General features: G+C 63.3%; 15 protein-coding genes. 10 read left to right on the top strand and 5 right to left on the bottom strand.

The features are described from left to right. The 4 genes from Q8Q83_RS05630 to ggt form a co-directional block, all read left to right on the top strand. Window positions 1-1,305 (top strand): GMC family oxidoreductase (locus Q8Q83_RS05630; RefSeq protein ID WP_305621883.1); only part of this gene is annotated, 1,305 nt, incomplete at its 5' end. 410 nt (window positions 1,306-1,715) lie between these two features. Further along, window positions 1,716-2,195: a pantetheine-phosphate adenylyltransferase gene (gene coaD, locus Q8Q83_RS05625; RefSeq protein ID WP_305621881.1), complete on the top strand. Its 480-nt coding sequence runs from the start codon at window positions 1,716-1,718 to the stop codon at window positions 2,193-2,195. Window positions 2,196-2,304: 109 nt separating this feature from the next. Further along, on the top strand, window positions 2,305-2,556 hold the full coding sequence (locus tag Q8Q83_RS05620) for a YfhL family 4Fe-4S dicluster ferredoxin (protein ID WP_305621879.1): 252 nt from the start codon (window positions 2,305-2,307) through the stop codon (window positions 2,554-2,556). Between the two features lie 53 nt (window positions 2,557-2,609). Continuing rightward, window positions 2,610-4,262 (top strand): gamma-glutamyltransferase, encoded by a 1,653-nt coding sequence (ggt, locus tag Q8Q83_RS05615; RefSeq protein ID WP_305621889.1) that lies wholly within the window; start codon window positions 2,610-2,612, stop codon window positions 4,260-4,262. Window positions 4,263-4,402: 140 nt separating this feature from the next. On the opposite strand, the gene Q8Q83_RS05610 is transcribed toward ggt, so the two are convergent. From Q8Q83_RS05610 to Q8Q83_RS05590, 5 genes are all read right to left on the bottom strand, one after another. Next, window positions 4,403-4,747 carry a multidrug transporter gene (locus tag Q8Q83_RS05610; RefSeq protein ID WP_305621877.1) on the bottom strand — a complete coding sequence of 115 codons (345 nt, stop codon included), beginning with the start codon at window positions 4,745-4,747 and terminating at the stop codon, window positions 4,403-4,405. Between the two features lie 76 nt (window positions 4,748-4,823). Further along, on the bottom strand, window positions 4,824-5,402 hold the full coding sequence (locus Q8Q83_RS05605) for a lysophospholipid acyltransferase family protein (RefSeq protein ID WP_305621875.1): 579 nt from the start codon (window positions 5,400-5,402) through the stop codon (window positions 4,824-4,826). Window positions 5,403-5,472: 70 nt separating this feature from the next. Then, window positions 5,473-6,285 (bottom strand): bifunctional DNA-formamidopyrimidine glycosylase/DNA-(apurinic or apyrimidinic site) lyase, encoded by an 813-nt coding sequence (gene mutM, locus Q8Q83_RS05600; protein WP_305621874.1) that lies wholly within the window; start codon window positions 6,283-6,285, stop codon window positions 5,473-5,475. A 100-nt stretch (window positions 6,286-6,385) separates the two neighbouring features. Next, complete coding sequence (locus tag Q8Q83_RS05595; RefSeq protein WP_305621873.1) at window positions 6,386-7,138, bottom strand: ABC transporter substrate-binding protein; 753 nt, start codon at window positions 7,136-7,138, stop codon at window positions 6,386-6,388. Between the two features lie 72 nt (window positions 7,139-7,210). Next, a complete protein-coding gene (locus Q8Q83_RS05590; protein ID WP_305621887.1) occupies window positions 7,211-8,023 on the bottom strand; it encodes an HDOD domain-containing protein in 813 nt (270 codons plus the stop codon). 197 nt (window positions 8,024-8,220) lie between these two features. On the opposite strand from Q8Q83_RS05590, the gene Q8Q83_RS05585 reads away from it, so the two are divergent. The 6 genes from Q8Q83_RS05585 (at window position 8,221) to ilvD (ending at window position 16,251) form a co-directional block, all read left to right on the top strand. Beyond that, a complete protein-coding gene (locus Q8Q83_RS05585; protein WP_305621871.1) occupies window positions 8,221-9,417 on the top strand; it encodes a class I SAM-dependent rRNA methyltransferase in 1,197 nt (398 codons plus the stop codon). Between the two features lie 289 nt (window positions 9,418-9,706). Continuing rightward, complete coding sequence (locus Q8Q83_RS05580; protein WP_305621869.1) at window positions 9,707-10,825, top strand: ABC transporter ATP-binding protein; 1,119 nt, start codon at window positions 9,707-9,709, stop codon at window positions 10,823-10,825. Window positions 10,826-10,855: 30 nt separating this feature from the next. Next, the gene (locus tag Q8Q83_RS05575; RefSeq protein WP_305621868.1) at window positions 10,856-11,926 is read left to right on the top strand and encodes an ABC transporter substrate-binding protein; all 1,071 of its coding nucleotides are present in this window, start codon (window positions 10,856-10,858) and stop codon (window positions 11,924-11,926) included. Between the two features lie 107 nt (window positions 11,927-12,033). Further along, the gene (locus tag Q8Q83_RS05570; protein WP_305621866.1) at window positions 12,034-13,266 is read left to right on the top strand and encodes an ABC transporter permease; all 1,233 of its coding nucleotides are present in this window, start codon (window positions 12,034-12,036) and stop codon (window positions 13,264-13,266) included. A 13-nt stretch (window positions 13,267-13,279) separates the two neighbouring features. Then, on the top strand, window positions 13,280-14,134 hold the full coding sequence (locus tag Q8Q83_RS05565; RefSeq protein WP_305621865.1) for an ABC transporter permease: 855 nt from the start codon (window positions 13,280-13,282) through the stop codon (window positions 14,132-14,134). 269 nt (window positions 14,135-14,403) lie between these two features. After that, window positions 14,404-16,251 carry a dihydroxy-acid dehydratase gene (gene ilvD / locus Q8Q83_RS05560; protein WP_305621863.1) on the top strand — a complete coding sequence of 616 codons (1,848 nt, stop codon included), beginning with the start codon at window positions 14,404-14,406 and terminating at the stop codon, window positions 16,249-16,251. Window positions 16,252-16,274: the final 23 nt, after the last annotated feature.

Below are 16,274 nucleotides of genomic sequence, written 5' to 3'. Positions count from 1 at the left end.
ATCATGCAAGGCCGCGCGGTGGGCGGCACCACCTTGGTCAACTGGACCTCGAGCTTCCGCACCCCGACCCCGACCCTGGAACACTGGGCCAAGGAACATGGCGTGCAAGGTCACAGCCCGGCCGAGATGGCGCCCTGGTTCGAACAGATGGAACAGCGCCTGGGCATCGCGCCTTGGGCGGTGCCGCCGAACGCCAACAACGAGGTGATCCGCAGCGGCTGCAGCAAACTCGGCTACGACTGGAAAGTCATACCGCGCAACGTGCGCGGCTGCTGGAGCCTGGGCTACTGCGGGATGGGCTGCCCGACCAACGCCAAGCAGTCGATGCTGGTCACCAGCATCCCGGCGACCCTGACCAAAGGCGGCGAGCTGCTCTACCTGGCGCGCGCCGAGCGCCTGCTGCTGGACGGCGACAAGGTCAGCGGCATCGAATGCCTGGGCCTGGACGAGCGCTGCGTGGCCCCCACCGGGCGCAAGATCCTGGTCAAGGCCAAGCATTACGTGCTGGCCGGCGGCGGCATCAATACCCCGGGCATTCTGCTGCGTTCCAACGCGCCCGACCCGCACCAGCGCACCGGCAAACGCACCTTCCTGCACCCGGTGAACTTCTCCGCTGCGCTGTTCGAGCAGCTGATCAATCCCTTCTACGGCGCGCCGCAATCCATCTATTCCGACCATTTCCAGTGGAATGACGGCGCCACCGGGCATGCCTCCTACAAGCTGGAAGTGCCGCCGCTGCATCCGGCGCTGACCGCCACCCTGCTCGGCCGCTTCGGCATCGACAACGCCCTGCGCATGGAGCAACTGCCCAATACCAACGTGATGCTGGCGTTGCTGCGCGACGGTTTCCACCCGGACAGCGCCGAAGGCAGGGTGGAGCTACGCGGCGACGGCAGCCCGGTGCTCGACTATCAGATGACCGAGTACAGCTGGGATGGCGTGCGCCGGGCTTTCCACAGCATGGCCGAGATCCAGTTCGCCGCGGGTGCCCGCGCCGTGCTGCCACTGCATGCCGACGCCGGCTACGTGAAGACCCTGGGCGAAGCCAAGAGCCTGATCGACAGCCTGAGCCTGGAAATCTACCGCACCCGCCTGGGCAGCGCCCATGTGATGGGCGGCTGCGCCATGGGCGAAGACCCGCAGCAGGCGGTGACCGACAGCCTCGGCCGACATCACCAACTGAGCAACCTGTCGATCCACGACGGCTCGCTGTTCCCCACCAGCATCGGCGCCAACCCGCAGCTGTCGATCTATGGCCTGACCGCCAAGCTGGCGACCCTGCTGGCCGAGCGACTAGGCGCATAGAGGGGCCTCCAGCGGCCCCGGCTATAACGAGGCGCTGCGCCGGTGCACGCCGACTGGCTGGCGCTGGCCTGTTTATTGATCGCCACGGCGCTGTATTTCATCACCCGCGGCAAAGCCTAAGAACCTGTTTACGATCTGCTGCGCGTCGGCCATCCGGCGTTAAAAACAGCCTCGGAAAGCGGCTTGCCGCTAACGCGCTTGAGCGCGACCCGCAGGGCGAGTGCAACGAGTCATGCTCATTTACAGCTCGTAAACTGCGCTTCCTCGGCTGTTTTGACCAGCCGGAGGCTGTTACTACATAGCGCCTTGTCTCGCTCTAGTTGCGAGATACGAAACAGGCTCTAAGTTCGACTTGGCCCCGGAGAATCGCTGCGCTACCATCCGATTCCCTTACGCGCCAGGACGTCACGATGAATCGAGTGTTATACCCCGGCACCTTCGACCCCATCACCAAGGGCCATGGCGACCTGGTCGAGCGCGCCTCGCGGCTGTTCGACAGCGTGATCATCGCGGTGGCCGCCAGCCCGAAGAAAAACCCCCTGTTCCCTCTCGAGCAACGCGTCGCCCTGGCCCGCGAAGTGACCCAGCATCTGCCGAACGTCGAAGTGATGGGTTTCTCCACACTGCTCGCGCACTTCGCCAAGGAACAAGGCGCCAACGTGTTTCTGCGCGGCCTGCGTGCGGTTTCGGACTTCGAATACGAGTTCCAGCTGGCCAATATGAACCGCCAACTGGCCCCGGACGTGGAAAGCCTGTTTCTCACCCCGTCGGAAAAGTACTCCTATATCTCCTCCACCCTGGTGCGCGAAATCGCCGCCCTGGATGGTGACATCTCCAAATTCGTTCATCCGGCCGTGGCCGCCGCGTTGCACGAACGCTTCAAGCGCTAACCGCGCAGCGCTGGCCGCGTGCAAGCGCGGCCCTGATGCGGCACAATTTACCGTATCGCCTTCAGGCGCTTTTCAAGGCTGCAACCGCGGGTTGTAGCAGGAGTGTTTCATGTCCCTGATCATCACCGACGACTGCATCAACTGCGACGTCTGCGAACCCGAGTGCCCCAACGCCGCGATTTCCCAGGGTGAGGAGATCTATGTGATCGACCCCAACCTGTGCACCGAGTGCGTCGGCCACTACGACGAACCGCAGTGTCAGCAGGTCTGCCCGGTCGACTGCATCCCCCTCGACGCAAATCATGTCGAGAGCAAGGATGAGCTGATGCAGAAATATCTAATCCTCACCGGCAAAGCCTGACTGTGCGCCGCCTGATCCGCGGCCTCGCTTACTGGCGCTCCCTCGGTGGAGCGCTGCTTGTCCTATTCGCCCTCGGCCTGCAGGCCGCCGAACAGCCCGGCCGTGTTGCCATCGCCAGCGCCCACCCCGCCGCCACAGTCGCAGGTCAGGAAACCCTGGCCATGGGCGGCAATGCCTTCGATGCGGCGGTGGCCATCAGCGCCGCTCTGGCGGTGGTCGAACCCTATGGCTCGGGGCTGGGCGGCGGCGGTTTCTTTCTGCTGCGCGAAGCCGGCAGCCCGCCGACCTACCGCTTTCTCAACGCCCGCGAACGCGCGCCTTTAGCCGCCCATGCCGACCTGTATAAAATCGACGGGGCGGTGCAGCCGCAACTTTCCCTGGACGGCCCCCTGGCTGCGGCCATTCCGGGCCTGCCCGCCGCCCTGGTGCAACTGGCCGAGCGCTTCGGCCGCCTGCCGCTGCGCGACTCGCTGACCCCGGCCATCCGCCTGGCACGCGATGGCGTAGGTATCGATAGGCTGTACCGTGAGCGCGCCAGCTGGCGCCTGGCGGCCATGCGCGATGATGGGGAAACCGCGCGGATCTTTCTGGAAAAGGGCGAGATCCCCGCAGAATTCGGCCTGCTGCGCCAACCCGAGCTGGCCAACACCCTGGAGCGCCTGGCCGCCTATGGCCATCGGGGCTTCTATGCCGGTGCGGTGGCGGAAAAGCTGGTCAATGGCGTACGTGCTGCTGGGGGGATCTGGACCCTGGAAGATCTGGCTCAGTACAGAACCGTCGAACGCACACCCTTGCGTGTCCGCCTGACCGAGGGTCGCGAGCTGATCAGCGCCCCGCCCCCCTCTGCCGGCGGCCTGGCCCTGGGGCAAAGCCTGCTGATGCTGCAACAACTGCCCTGGCGCGCCGCCCAGCCGGTACAACGCACTCACCTGGTAGTCGAAACGCTGCGGCGCGCCTACCGGGATCGCGGCCTGCTGGGTGACCCGGACTTTGTCGCCAACCCGATCGAGCAGCTGCTCGCGCCCAGCTATCTACAACGACTGGCCGGCAGTATCGACCCGCATAAAGCCACCCCCAGCGCTAGCCTGCCACCGGCTGGAGGCTGGCATGAGGGCGACCACACCACCCATTTCTCGGTGCTGGATGACGCAGGCAATGCGGTAGCCGCCACCCTATCGGTCAACCTGCCGTTCGGCGCGGCCTTTACCGTGCCGGGCACCGGCGTGCTGCTCAACAATGAAATGGATGATTTCGCCGCCGATGTGCAGGGCGCCAACGCCTACGGCCTGGCCGGCAGTCAGGCCAACGCCATAGCCGCCGGCAAGCGGCCACTATCGAGCATGAGCCCGACCTTTATCGAAAGTACCAACGATTTCGCCAGCTTCGGCACCCCGGGCGGCAGCCGGATTCCCAGCATGGTACTGCTGGCCATACTCGAATACCTGGATGGCCAGCCCATCGAACGCTGGCCCAGCGCCGGCCGCTATCACCATCAGTTCAACCCGGACCTGATCGAGCATGAACCGGATAGGTTCAGCGCAGCGGAGATTGCAGCCCTGGAGGCGCTTGGCCATAGCCTGAAGCCCACTGGCCGCCAATACGGCAACCAGCAGGTGTTGTTCTGGGATAAACAGCGCAGTCGGGTAGAAGCCGCCAGCGACCCGCGCGGCATAGGCACCGCGGTGGTGGCTCCTGCACAGCCCTAGCTAGCGCTCTGGGCGGATGTCAGCGCGCCAAGGCTGGAAATGCTGCGCAATTAGCGCTCGGCGCCAGTGGACAAATAGCAGTCGACTCAGCCGCCATCTCTGCAGGGGATCGCGACCGCGATCAGGTATTCAGAACCGCATCAGCTCTTCTTGTAACCGCTGATGGTGCAACCCAGGCAACGTACGAATGCCGCCTTACCCGGCTCGACCACCAACGACTTGCCCGCTTCGCCGATATTGCCGCCTGCGGCAGAGAAGGGCAGGCTCACCACAAAGGCTATCGCACCAATACCGGTGGCAGCGATCAACAGAGGGCGAGCGATCAGCAGGTCGCCAATCATGGAATACGCTTTGGGTGCATCGGCCGTGTACAGCGAGTCGCCACCGTTGCCGTTATTCTGCTGCACCACTTCTGCGGAAGCCGGCAGCGCCAGCAGGCCAGTGGTCAGCGCCAGGACAACAGCGGTTGAGCGGAACAGTTTCATGGGGCGATCCTTCAGCTATTAGGAGGCGGTGAGACTAACTATAACAGCGCTCTGACAATTGTCAGCGTGACGGCCGTCAATCGCCATAAAAGGCGTACTCGGGCTTTTTCGGAATAAAGGGCCGGTAAAATGCCAGAATTTCCCGGAGATCGGCCGCCTCATCCCCTGTCGGCCAGAAGGTCGGCCCGATATAAACCCGCTTGTTTCGGTAATCCAGGGCGGCCAGCACTAGGGGCACGCCCGCCCCCCGAGCGATGTGATAGAAGCCCATCTTCCAGCGCTCGACCTTCTTGCGCGTGCCTTCTGGCGACAGCACCAGGATAAATTCCGGGTGTTCCCGAAATGCCTGCACCGCCTGTTCCACCCTATTGACCTGGCGATCGCGGCGAATCGCAATGCCGCCCCACAGTCGCATCAGGCCGCCGAACGGCCAGCGGAAGAGCGTATGTTTGCCGAACCAGCGGGCGTTCAGGCGCAACACGAACTTGAACGCGATAAAGATCACAAAGTCCCAGTTGGAGGTGTGGTGCGCGCCTATGACGATAAACCTATCGAGGTTCGGCAACTCGCCTTCGATACGCCAACCCATAAGCCGTAGCACCGTGCGACCCAACCACTCGGCCATAGGATTGGCTGGCAGATAATTAGCGGACATCTCAGCCTCTATAGTTCTTATTGTTCGCGGACTTCCAGGGCGCGGTTAACGCTAACCGCTCTCGCCACAGCTAGCGCTGGCAGCGCGGACAATAAACGCTGGCGCGCTGCCCCAGTTTGACCTCGCGCAGGGTGCTGCCGCAGATTTTGCAAAACTCGCCGCCGCGCCCGTAGACGAACAGCTCCTGCTGGAAATAGCCCGGTTTGCCGTCACCGCCAACGAAATCGCGCAGGGTGGTGCCGCCACACTCGATGGCCTGGGCTAGGATGCGTTTGATCTCATCCGCCAGCCGCCTATAGCGCGCCTTGGAGATGGAGCCGGCCTCGCGGCGCGGATCTATACCGGCGGCGAACAAGGCCTCGGTCGCATAGATATTGCCGACCCCGACCACCACCGCGTTGTCCATGATAAAGGGCTTGACCGCCATACTGCGGCCGCGCGACTGCTGGAACAGGCGTAAACCATCGAACAGCTCGGTCAGGGGCTCGGGGCCGAGTTTGCTGAGCAACGCATGCTCTAAAGGATTGGCACTCCACAGCAGCGCACCGAAGCGCCGCGGATCGGTATAGCGCAGCGCCAGGCCCGACTCCAACTCGATATCCACATGCTCATGTTTGCCCGCCGGCAGCCCGGCCTCGATCAGGCGCAGGCTACCGGACATGCCCAGATGGCTTATCAGGCTGCCGGTCTCGGCCTTGATCAACAGGTACTTGCCGCGCCGCTCCACGCACTCGATGCGCTGACCGGACAGACGCACGTCCAGATCCTCCGGAATGGGCCAGCGCAAACGCCGCTCGCGCACTACCACCCGGCTGACGCGCTGGCCTTCCAGATAGGGCGCGATGCCGCGGCGGGTGGTTTCGACTTCAGGCAGTTCCGGCATATGAGTTCGATCGAGGCGAGCGGGTTGGGCGGCCGCCACCTTAGCAGGAATGCGCTGGAGCGACGAGCCAGCGGCCTGGTCTAGCGCTATCAACAGACGACTACTGCAGCCCATAGCGCTGGCGCAGCCGCTGGTAGCTGCCATCGGCGTGGACCTGCGCCAGGGCGACGTCGAAGCGGTCGCGCAGTTCGCGCGAGCGAAAGCCGACGTACCACCACAGCTCGTGCCCCTGGGGCAAAGGCACCTGGACCACATCGCGGTCGCTGTCGCCGAAGACCCGCGGGTTCTGCTTGCGCAGGCGCTGCCACTGCCACTCCAGCAGCGCGTCGTCGATCAGAATGGCATCGCAGCTGCGCAGCAGCCAGGCCTCGACCTGAGTGCGCTGGGAGGAATACTCGCTATAGCGGGCAAAGCCCTTGCTGGCCTCGACAAAGGCACTGCCGAGACTTTGCGCGGCGTTCTGCCAGGCGCACACCGTCACCCCCTGCAAGTCCGTCCAGCGCCCGGAAAACTGGATGTTCTGCCGCCGCCGAGTGACCAGGTAATTGCGGTAGGCGATAAAAGGTCGCGAGTAGAACAGCTCGGGGTCGCTCGGCTGCACCTCGACCGCCACATCCACCCGGCCCTGGCGGAGTTCGATTTCCATCCGCTTGTTCGAGGCGAACAGCGGCACGAACGACTCGCCCATGCGCGCGAAGACTTCCCGGGCCAGATCCACCGACACGCCGCGGCTTTCTTCGGCCATGACGAAGGGTGGCCGGGACTGGCCGAAGATGACTCTCAGGGGCGGCGCATCCCCTGCTTGTCCGCCCAGACACAGCAGAGCAGCAAGCAGGATCAGTAGGTTGCGCATAGCGCCCACCCAATTGCGCTGGACTATGCAGCAAGCTTAGCAGGCAGCAGAAAGACCAAAAGCTCGACTGCTTCAGGTCGCCCCGAGGTCGCGAATGCTTTCCTTGAGGTTCTCGAAGTCATATTCGGACAGGCCGACATACTCCAGCACCAGCTGCTCGATGCTCTGCCACTCATGGTCTTGCGCCTGGTTGCCCAGCACCTTGTGGCAGGCGCAGATGTGCTCGGCCATCTTGAGGATCGCCAGCAGGGTCTTCAGCTGCGCGTCGCCACCCGCCTCTTCGGTGAAAACCGCCAGGGCATTGTGGTGACTGGAAATCGCCTCGCACAGGTGCAGCGGCAAGTTCCACGACTTGGCGGTGAAATAACCGACCACCGCATGGTTGGTATTGAGCAGGCGGTTCTCGGTGTCCACCACCCGCCGTTCGGCGCTGGCACTGGCGTAGGCCTCCTCCAGCACCGTCATATAGTCGGGGAAGCGCTTGAGCATCAGCGGGATGCCGCAGTTGTGGAACAGCCCCAGGGTGTAGGCCTCGTCCGGCGACTGGTACCCGATGCGCTTGGCCAGGGTCAGGCAGGTCATAGCCACATCCTGGGCGGTATCCCAGAAGCGATTGAGGGTGACTATCGCCTCGTCGGTCAACTCGCCCTTGATCGACTGGGCGTTGATCAGGTTGATCACCGTATTGCAGCCGAGCAGGTCGACCGCCTGCTGGATAGAGGCGATGCGGTTGGTCAGGCCGAAATGCGGCGAATTGACGATTTTCAGCAAGGCCCCGGAAAGCCCTGGGTCATGGCTGATCAGCGTGGCGATGCTGCGCAGGTCGGGCGAGGGCATAAATTGCTCCATCTGCAGGTCGACCATGATCTGCGGCTGCGGCGGCACGCTGATGCCCTGCAGGGCCTTCTGAAGCTGTTCGGCGGAGAGTTCGTAAGCCATGCGGGCGACAACCGAGATAAAGGGTGCCACTCAGTCTAGCCAAAGCGACCCGGCTACCACAGGCAACTTTCATCTGGTTTCGTGAAAAACCGCGGGGCCGACTAACCCGCTATAATTCCGCTCTTTTTTCGGAGTCCCCCAGCATGTCCCTGCCCAGCCTGCGCCTAAAAGCCAACGCCGATCGACGCCTGCGCGCCGGCCATCTGTGGGTCTACAGCAACGAAATCGACGTCGCCGCCACCCCGCTCAACGGTTTTGCCGCGGGCGAGCAGGCCATTCTCGAGGCCGCCGGCGGCAAGCCGCTGGGGGTTGTCGCGCTCAGCCCGAACAACCTGATCTGCGCCCGCCTGCTGTCCCGCGACGTCAAGCATGTGCTGGACAAATCCCTGCTGGTGCACCGCATCAATGTCGCCCTGTCCCTGCGCGAACGCCTGTTCGACAAGCCCTGCTACCGCCTGGTGTATGGCGACTCCGACCTGCTGCCGGGCCTGGTGGTCGATCGCTTCTTCGACATCCTGGTGGTGCAACTGGCCTCCGCCACCATGGAACGGCACAAGGACGAGGTGCTCGCCGCGCTGATCCAGGTGTGCAAGCCCAGCGGCATCCTGCTCAAGAACGACTCTGCGGCCCGCGATGCCGAAGGCCTGCAGCGCTATGTCGAGACCCCCTTCGGTGTGGTGCCGGAATGGGTGGCGCTGGAAGAGAACGGCGTGAAGTTCGAAGCCCCGGTGATCGAAGGGCAGAAGACCGGCTGGTTCTACGACCACCGCATGAATCGCGCGCGCCTGGCGCCCTACGTCAAGGGCAAGCGCGTGCTCGACCTGTTCAGCTATATCGGCGGTTGGGGCGTACAGGCCGCGGCGTTCGGCGCCAGCGACGTGATGTGTGTCGACGCCTCCGGCTTCGCCCTCGACGGGGTGGAACGCAACGCCGCGCTGAACGGTTTGACCGACCAGGTCGCCTGCGTCGAAGGCGACGTGTTCGAAGCCCTCAAGCAGTTGAAGGCCTCGGAAGAGCGCTTCGACGTGATAGTGGCCGACCCACCCGCCTTTATCAAACGCAAGAAAGACCTGAAGAACGGTGAGGCCGCCTACCGCCGCCTCAACGAGGCGGCCATGCGCCTGCTCAACAAGGACGGCATCCTGATCAGCGCCAGCTGCTCCATGCACCTGCCGGAAGACGACCTGCAGAACATTCTGCTGACCAGCGCGCGCCACCTGGATCGCAATATCCAGCTGCTCGAACGCGGCGCCCAGGGCCCGGATCATCCGGTGCACCCAGCTATCCCTGAGACCCGCTATATCAAGTCGCTGACCTGCCGCCTGCTGCCCAATAGCTGAGCCTCTGCCCCCAGCCAGTGCGCTACGCTGGGGGCCCAGCGCGCCCCCAGTGTTACCCGTCCCCACAGCCCGCTGGCGCAAAATCCATACTGGACTAGGCTAGAAACCTGAGCGAGCCGCCAACTGCAGGCTTCTGCCCGACTGGCGTGCTAATTGCTTTGTTTTCAACAGCTATTCGAATAGCAGATAACAGTTGCCCGGATCTACAGAGAACGAGGTCAACTGATTCAAGCAGTCAGGCCAAGGCCATAAGCCGCGGGTCTGTTTTGAAGGAAACTTGGGGAGGGGTATGGCTGACCAAGCTGGGGACAAACCGTTCCTGCAATTCACCAATGTAAAGAAGACCTACGACCACAAGAATCTGGTGGTCAAAGACTTCAACCTGGACGTGGCCAAGGGCGAATTTATCACCCTGCTCGGCCCCTCCGGCTCCGGCAAGACCACTTGCCTGATGATGCTCGCCGGCTTCGAGGACGTGACCAGCGGCGAGATCCTGATCAACGGCCGCTCGGTCACCAGCATCGCACCTTATCAGCGCAATATCGGCATGGTGTTCCAGCAGTACGCACTGTTCCCGCATATGACCCTGCGCGAGAACCTGGCCTACCCGCTGAAGATCCGCAAAAGACCCAAAGATGAAATCCGCGCCAAGGTCGACGAGTACCTGGCCCTGGTCGAGTTGCTGGATTTCGGCAACCGCTTCCCCGGGCAACTGTCCGGCGGCCAGCGCCAGCGGGTGGCCCTGGCCCGGGCGCTGATCTTCGCCCCGGATATAGTGTTGATGGACGAACCCCTGGGCGCCCTGGACAAGAAGCTGCGCGAGCAGATGCAGTTCGAGATCAAGCGCCTGCACGAGCAGCTCGGCTTCACCGTGATCTACGTCACCCACGACCAGACCGAAGCCCTGACCATGAGCGACCGCATCGCCGTGTTCAACAACGGCATAGTCCAGCAGTGCGCGCCGCCCCATGTGCTGTACGAGCGCCCGGCCAACCTGTTCGTCGCCGACTTTATCGGCGAGAGCAACAAACTCAAGGGTGTGATCGAGTCCGTCGGCAGCGACACGGTCGGCGTGCGCCTGGAAGACGGCGGTCTGGTCAGCAGCCTGAAGGCCAACTGCACCCAAGTCGGCCTGCCCACCACTGTGTCGATCCGCCCGGAAAAACTCACCTTTACCGACCGCCTCGGCACTGCCGGCAATCAGGTCATGGCGCGCTTCGTCACCCGCCACTATGTCGGCGAATATATCCGCTACCACTTCGAAACCGCTGGCGGCACCGAACTGGTGGTGAAAAACATGAATGACAGTTCCGCACCCCAACTCAGCGCCAAGGAAGAGGTTGCCCTGGCCTGGCTGCCGCAAGACAGCCAGGCCCTGGATCGCCCCGAGGTTCCGACGACGCTCTAACCATAAGACTAAAAGCAATGGAGCACAGCAATGGCTAGATCACTGACCCGCTTTTCCACATTCGCTTTGGCGGCAGCCATGGGTATGGCGTCGTTCACCGCCGCCGCCGAGGACAGCCTGACGGTGGTGTCCTGGGGCGGCGCCTATGGCACGGCGCAGAAAAAACACATGATCGATCCCTTCCAGAAAGACAGCGGAATCAAGGTGCTGTTCGAGGACTACTCCGGCGGCGTCGCCGAAATGAAGGCCCAGGTCGAGTCCGGCAATATCCAGTGGGACGTGGTCGACCTCGAGGTGATCGACCTCGAACGCGCCTGCTCCGAAGGCCTGCTGGAAACCATCCCGCGCGACATCCTGCCGGCTGGCGTCGACGGCAAGGCAGCGGCCGACGACTTCATCCCCGAAGCCCTGTCCAATGAATGCGCGGTGGGCAATATCGTCTGGTCGGTGGTGTTCGCCTATAACAAGAACACCATAGGCGGCACCCCGGCTGCCTCCATCAACGACTTCTTCGACACCAAGAAGATCCCCGGCAAGCGCGCCATGCGCAAGCGCCCTCAGGTCAATATGGAATGGGCCCTGCTGGCCGACGGCGTAGCCCCGGCCGAGGTCTACGAAGTGCTGGCCACTCCGGAAGGCCAGGCCCGCGCCTTCGCCAAGCTGGACAGCCTGAAGAAAGACATCGTCTGGTTCGACTCCTGGTCGCAGGCGCCGCAACTGCTCAACGACGGCGGCGCGGTGCTGGTGCAATCGGCCAACGGGCGCTTCTATGACGCCATCCGCCAGGAAGGCAAACCCTTCGTCATCGTCTGGGACGGCCACGTCTATGACCTCGACGCCTGGGGCGTGCTGAAAGGCTCGCCGAAGAAAGACCTGGCGTTCAAGTTTATCGCCTACGCCACCCAGTCCAAGCCGCTGGCGGGCATGTCGGACGTGGCCTACGGCCCGACCCGCAAGTCTTCCGCCCCCATGATGGACCCGGCCGCCGCCCCGCACCTGCCCACCGCGCACCTGGATAAAGGCTTCCAGGCCGGCTCGGAATTCTGGGCGGACTACGGCGAATCCCTCGGCGAGAAATTCAACGAGTGGTTGCTGAAGTAAAGTCCTAGGGTGGGTTAGCCGCAGGCGTAACCCACCGCCCACTGTTATTCGCAGCATTGAACGGTGGGTTACGCCTGCGGCTAACCCACCCTACACGGAGTCTTGTCTTGTCCTCCCTGACCACCACCGAAGCCGGCCAAGCCGCCAGCGCCCGCAACAAGAAACGCCTTACCGCCTTTCTGTTCGTGGTGCCGCTGCTGGTGTTTATTCTGCTGACCTTCGTCGCGCCCATCGCCAGCATGCTCTGGCGCAGCGTGCACCACCCGGCCGTGGCCGAACTGATTCCGCTGACCCTGACTGAGCTGCAGCGCTGGGACGGCAAAGCCCTACCCGATCAACAGACCCTGGGCGTGTTCGTCCAAGAACTGCAGGGCCTGGACAAGGTGCGCCTCTCCGGCAAACTGGCCGAGGAGTTCAACCGCGCCTATACCGGCATGTCCAGCGTGGTGAAGGCCAGCGCGCGCAAGATCGCCCGCTTGCAACCCGCACAGCTCGAGCAACAGGGTGCAGACACCCTGCTCAAGTCCCACCGCAACTGGAGCAAGCCCGAACTGTGGAATGCCATCCAGCGCGCGGGCAAGGTCTACACCTACGACTATTACCTGACCGCCCTGGACCTGGAACTGCACCCGGAACAGGGCATCCAGGTGCGTGAAGACACCCAGATCTACCTGCAGCTCTATACCAAGACCCTGAATATGGCGCTGGTGATCACCCTGTTCTGCGCCCTGCTCGGCTACCCGCTGGCCTACTACCTGGCCGGCCTACCGGAGAACCGCGCCAACCTGCTGCTGGTGCTGGTGCTGCTGCCGTTCTGGACCTCCCTTCTGGTGCGCACCACCGCCTGGATCGCCTTGCTGCAGACCAACGGGGTGATCAACTCCTTCCTGCTCGGCCTAGGGGTGATAGGCGAGCCCTTCGAGATGCTCTACACCTCGTTCGCCACCACAGTGGCGATGACCCATATCCTGCTGCCCTTTATGATTCTGCCGCTGTACAGCGTGATGCGCGGTATCGACCCCAGCTACCTGCGCGCCGCCCTGTCCCTGGGCGCAAGGCCGATTCCCGCCTTCGTGCGCATCTACTTCCCCATGACATTGCCAGGCCTGAGCGCCGGCGCGCTCCTGGTATTCATCATTTCCGTGGGCTACTACATCACCCCGGCCCTGGTCGGCGGCACCGATGGGCAGATGATCAGCAATATCATCGCCTTCCATATGCAGCGCTCGAACAACTGGGAGCTGGCCGCCGCGCTCGGCTCGCTACTGCTGGCGTTGATCCTGTTGCTGTACTGGCTGTATGACCGCTTCGTCGGCGCCAGCAATATCAAACTGGGCTGAGGAACAGACGACGATGAAAATCCCCGCCTACTACGGCTTCTGGCATCACCTGGCGGCCTGGTTGTTGAAGACCAGCTCCTGGCTGGTGCTGCTGTTCCTGATCCTGCCGATCCTGGTGATCATTCCGCTGTCGTTCAACGTCGAGCCCTTCTTCAGTTTCACCGAAGGCATGCTGACCCTGCAGCCCGAGGCCTATTCGCTGCGCTGGTACCGGGAAATACTCAACGACCCGAAATGGATACTGGCGATCCAGAACAGCTTTCTGATCGGCATCTTCGCCACCCTGGTCGCCACCGTGCTGGGCACCTGCGCGGCGGTGGGCCTGGCCCGTGACGAGATGCCGATGCGCCGGCTGATCACCGCGCTGCTGCTGTCGCCGATGATAGTGCCGCTGATCATCACCGCCGCCGGCATGTTCTTCTTCTATTCCGACCTGGGCCTGGCCGGCAACTACCTCGGCATAATCATCGCCCACGCGGCCCTCGGCACGCCCTTCGTGATCATCACCGTCACCGCCACCCTGACCGGCTTCGACTACAGCCTGGCCCGCGCCGCCCTGAACCTGGGCGCGACGCCGCTGCGGGTGTTCTTCGACATCATCATGCCGCTGATCCGCCCCGGGGTGATTTCCGGCGCGCTGTTCGCCTTTATCACCTCCTTCGACGAGGTGGTGGTGATCCTGTTTATGGCCGGGCCCCAGCAGCGCACCATCCCGCGGCAGATGTTCTCGGGCCTGCGCGAGCAGATCAACCCGAGCATCCTGGCCATCGCCACCTTGCTGATCCTGGTGTCCATCGCCCTGCTGGTGACCATCGAACTGCTGCGCCGCCGCGCCGAACGCCTGCGCGGCGCCGAACGCATCGAATAGCGCCTCGCGCTTTAACTAAGCGCTCTGCGCTTTCGCCATCACAGCGCCTGGGATTAGAATCGGCGCATTCCTGCCACACCCCAGGCGGACTTGTAACAGGCCACGCCAGTGCCCATCCCGCACCGCGCAGCGCCCCAGCCCTGCAAATGGTCACTTCCGTTTGCCTTGGGCCTGAACCCGGCTCAACATACGCATCAACAGCCCGTTGCCAGCACAGCGCCATTGCCTGTGAGCGCGTGACCTGATTAGCCTTTGCAGGATTTATCGCCATGCCCGATTACCGCTCGAAGACCTCCACCCACGGCCGCAAGATGGCCGGCGCCCGCGCCCTGTGGCGTGCCACCGGGATGAAGGACGAAGACTTCAAGAAGCCGATCATCGCCATCGCCAACTCCTTCACCCAGTTCGTGCCCGGCCACGTGCACCTGAAGGACCTCGGCCAGTTGGTCGCCCGCGAGATCGAACGGGCCGGCGGCGTGGCCAAGGAATTCAACACCATAGCCGTGGACGACGGCATCGCCATGGGCCACGACGGCATGCTCTATTCGCTGCCGAGCCGCGAGATCATCGCCGACTCCGTGGAATATATGGTCAACGCCCATTGTGCGGATGCCATCGTGTGCATCTCCAACTGCGACAAGATCACCCCCGGCATGCTGATGGCCGCCTTGCGCCTGAATATCCCGGTGATCTTCGTGTCTGGCGGCCCAATGGAAGCGGGCAAGACCAAGCTGGCCAGCCACGGCCTGGACCTGGTCGACGCCATGGTGATAGCCGCCGACTCCTCGGCCTCCGATGAGAAAGTCGCCGAATACGAGCGCAGCGCCTGCCCGACCTGCGGCAGCTGCTCCGGCATGTTCACCGCCAACTCGATGAACTGCCTGATGGAAGCCCTCGGCCTGGCCCTGCCGGGCAACGGCTCGACCCTGGCCACCCACAGCGACCGCGAGCAGCTGTTCCTGCAGGCCGGGCGCACCGCGGTGGAGCTGTGCAAACGCTATTACCAGGACGGCGACGAGTCGGCCCTGCCGCGCAATATCGCCAGCTTCAAGGCCTTCGAAAACGCCATGACCCTGGATATCGCCATGGGTGGCTCGACCAACACCATCCTGCACCTGCTGGCCGCCGCCCAGGAAGCCGAGATCGACTTCGACCTGCGCGATATCGATCGTCTGTCGCGCCGAGTGCCGCAGCTGTGCAAGGTCGCGCCGAACATCCAGAAGTATCATATGGAAGACGTGCACCGCGCCGGCGGTATCTTCTCCATCCTCGGTTCGCTGGCCCGTGGCGGCCTGCTGCACACCGACCTGCCGACCGTGCACAGCAAGACCATGGCCGAAGCCATAGCCAAGTGGGATATCACCCAGACCGATGACGAAGCCGTGCATACCTTCTTCAAGGCGGGCCCGGCCGGTATCCCGACCCAGACCGCGTTCAGCCAGAGCACCCGCTGGGACAGCCTGGACGACGACCGCGAGAACGGCTGCATCCGCTCGGTCGAGCATGCCTATTCCCAGGAAGGCGGCCTGGCCGTGCTCTACGGCAATATCGCCCTCGACGGCTGCGTGGTGAAAACCGCCGGGGTGGATGAATCCATCCATGTGTTCGAAGGCAACGCGAAGATCTTCGAAAGCCAGGACAGCGCCGTGCGCGGCATCCTCGCCGACGAAGTGCAGGCCGGCGATATCGTCATCATCCGCTACGAAGGCCCGAAAGGCGGCCCGGGCATGCAGGAAATGCTCTACCCGACGTCCTACCTGAAATCCAAAGGCCTGGGCAAAGCCTGCGCCCTGCTCACCGACGGGCGCTTCTCCGGCGGCACCTCGGGTCTGTCGATCGGCCACGCCTCGCCGGAAGCGGCCGCCGGCGGTGCCATCGGTCTGGTGCGCGAAGGCGACAAGATCCTGATCAATATCCACGAGCGCAGCATCAATCTGCTGGTCAGCGACGAGGAAATTGCCCACCGCCGCCATGAGCAGGACAAGAAAGGCTGGAAGCCGGTGGAACAGCGTCCGCGCAAGGTCACCACCGCACTAAAGGCCTACGCCCTGCTCGCCACCAGCGCCGACAAGGGCGCGGTACGCGACAAGGCGCTGCTGGAGAAACTGGTGCCCTAAACAGCGTCGGCAAAAACCAAAAG

Source organism: Pseudomonas sp., from assembly GCF_030696055.1.
In the GTDB taxonomy this organism is placed as follows: domain Bacteria; phylum Pseudomonadota; class Gammaproteobacteria; order Pseudomonadales; family Pseudomonadaceae; genus Aquipseudomonas.
Note: the sequence above shows the minus strand (reverse complement) of the source record. Positions and strands in the feature narration are given on the sequence as shown.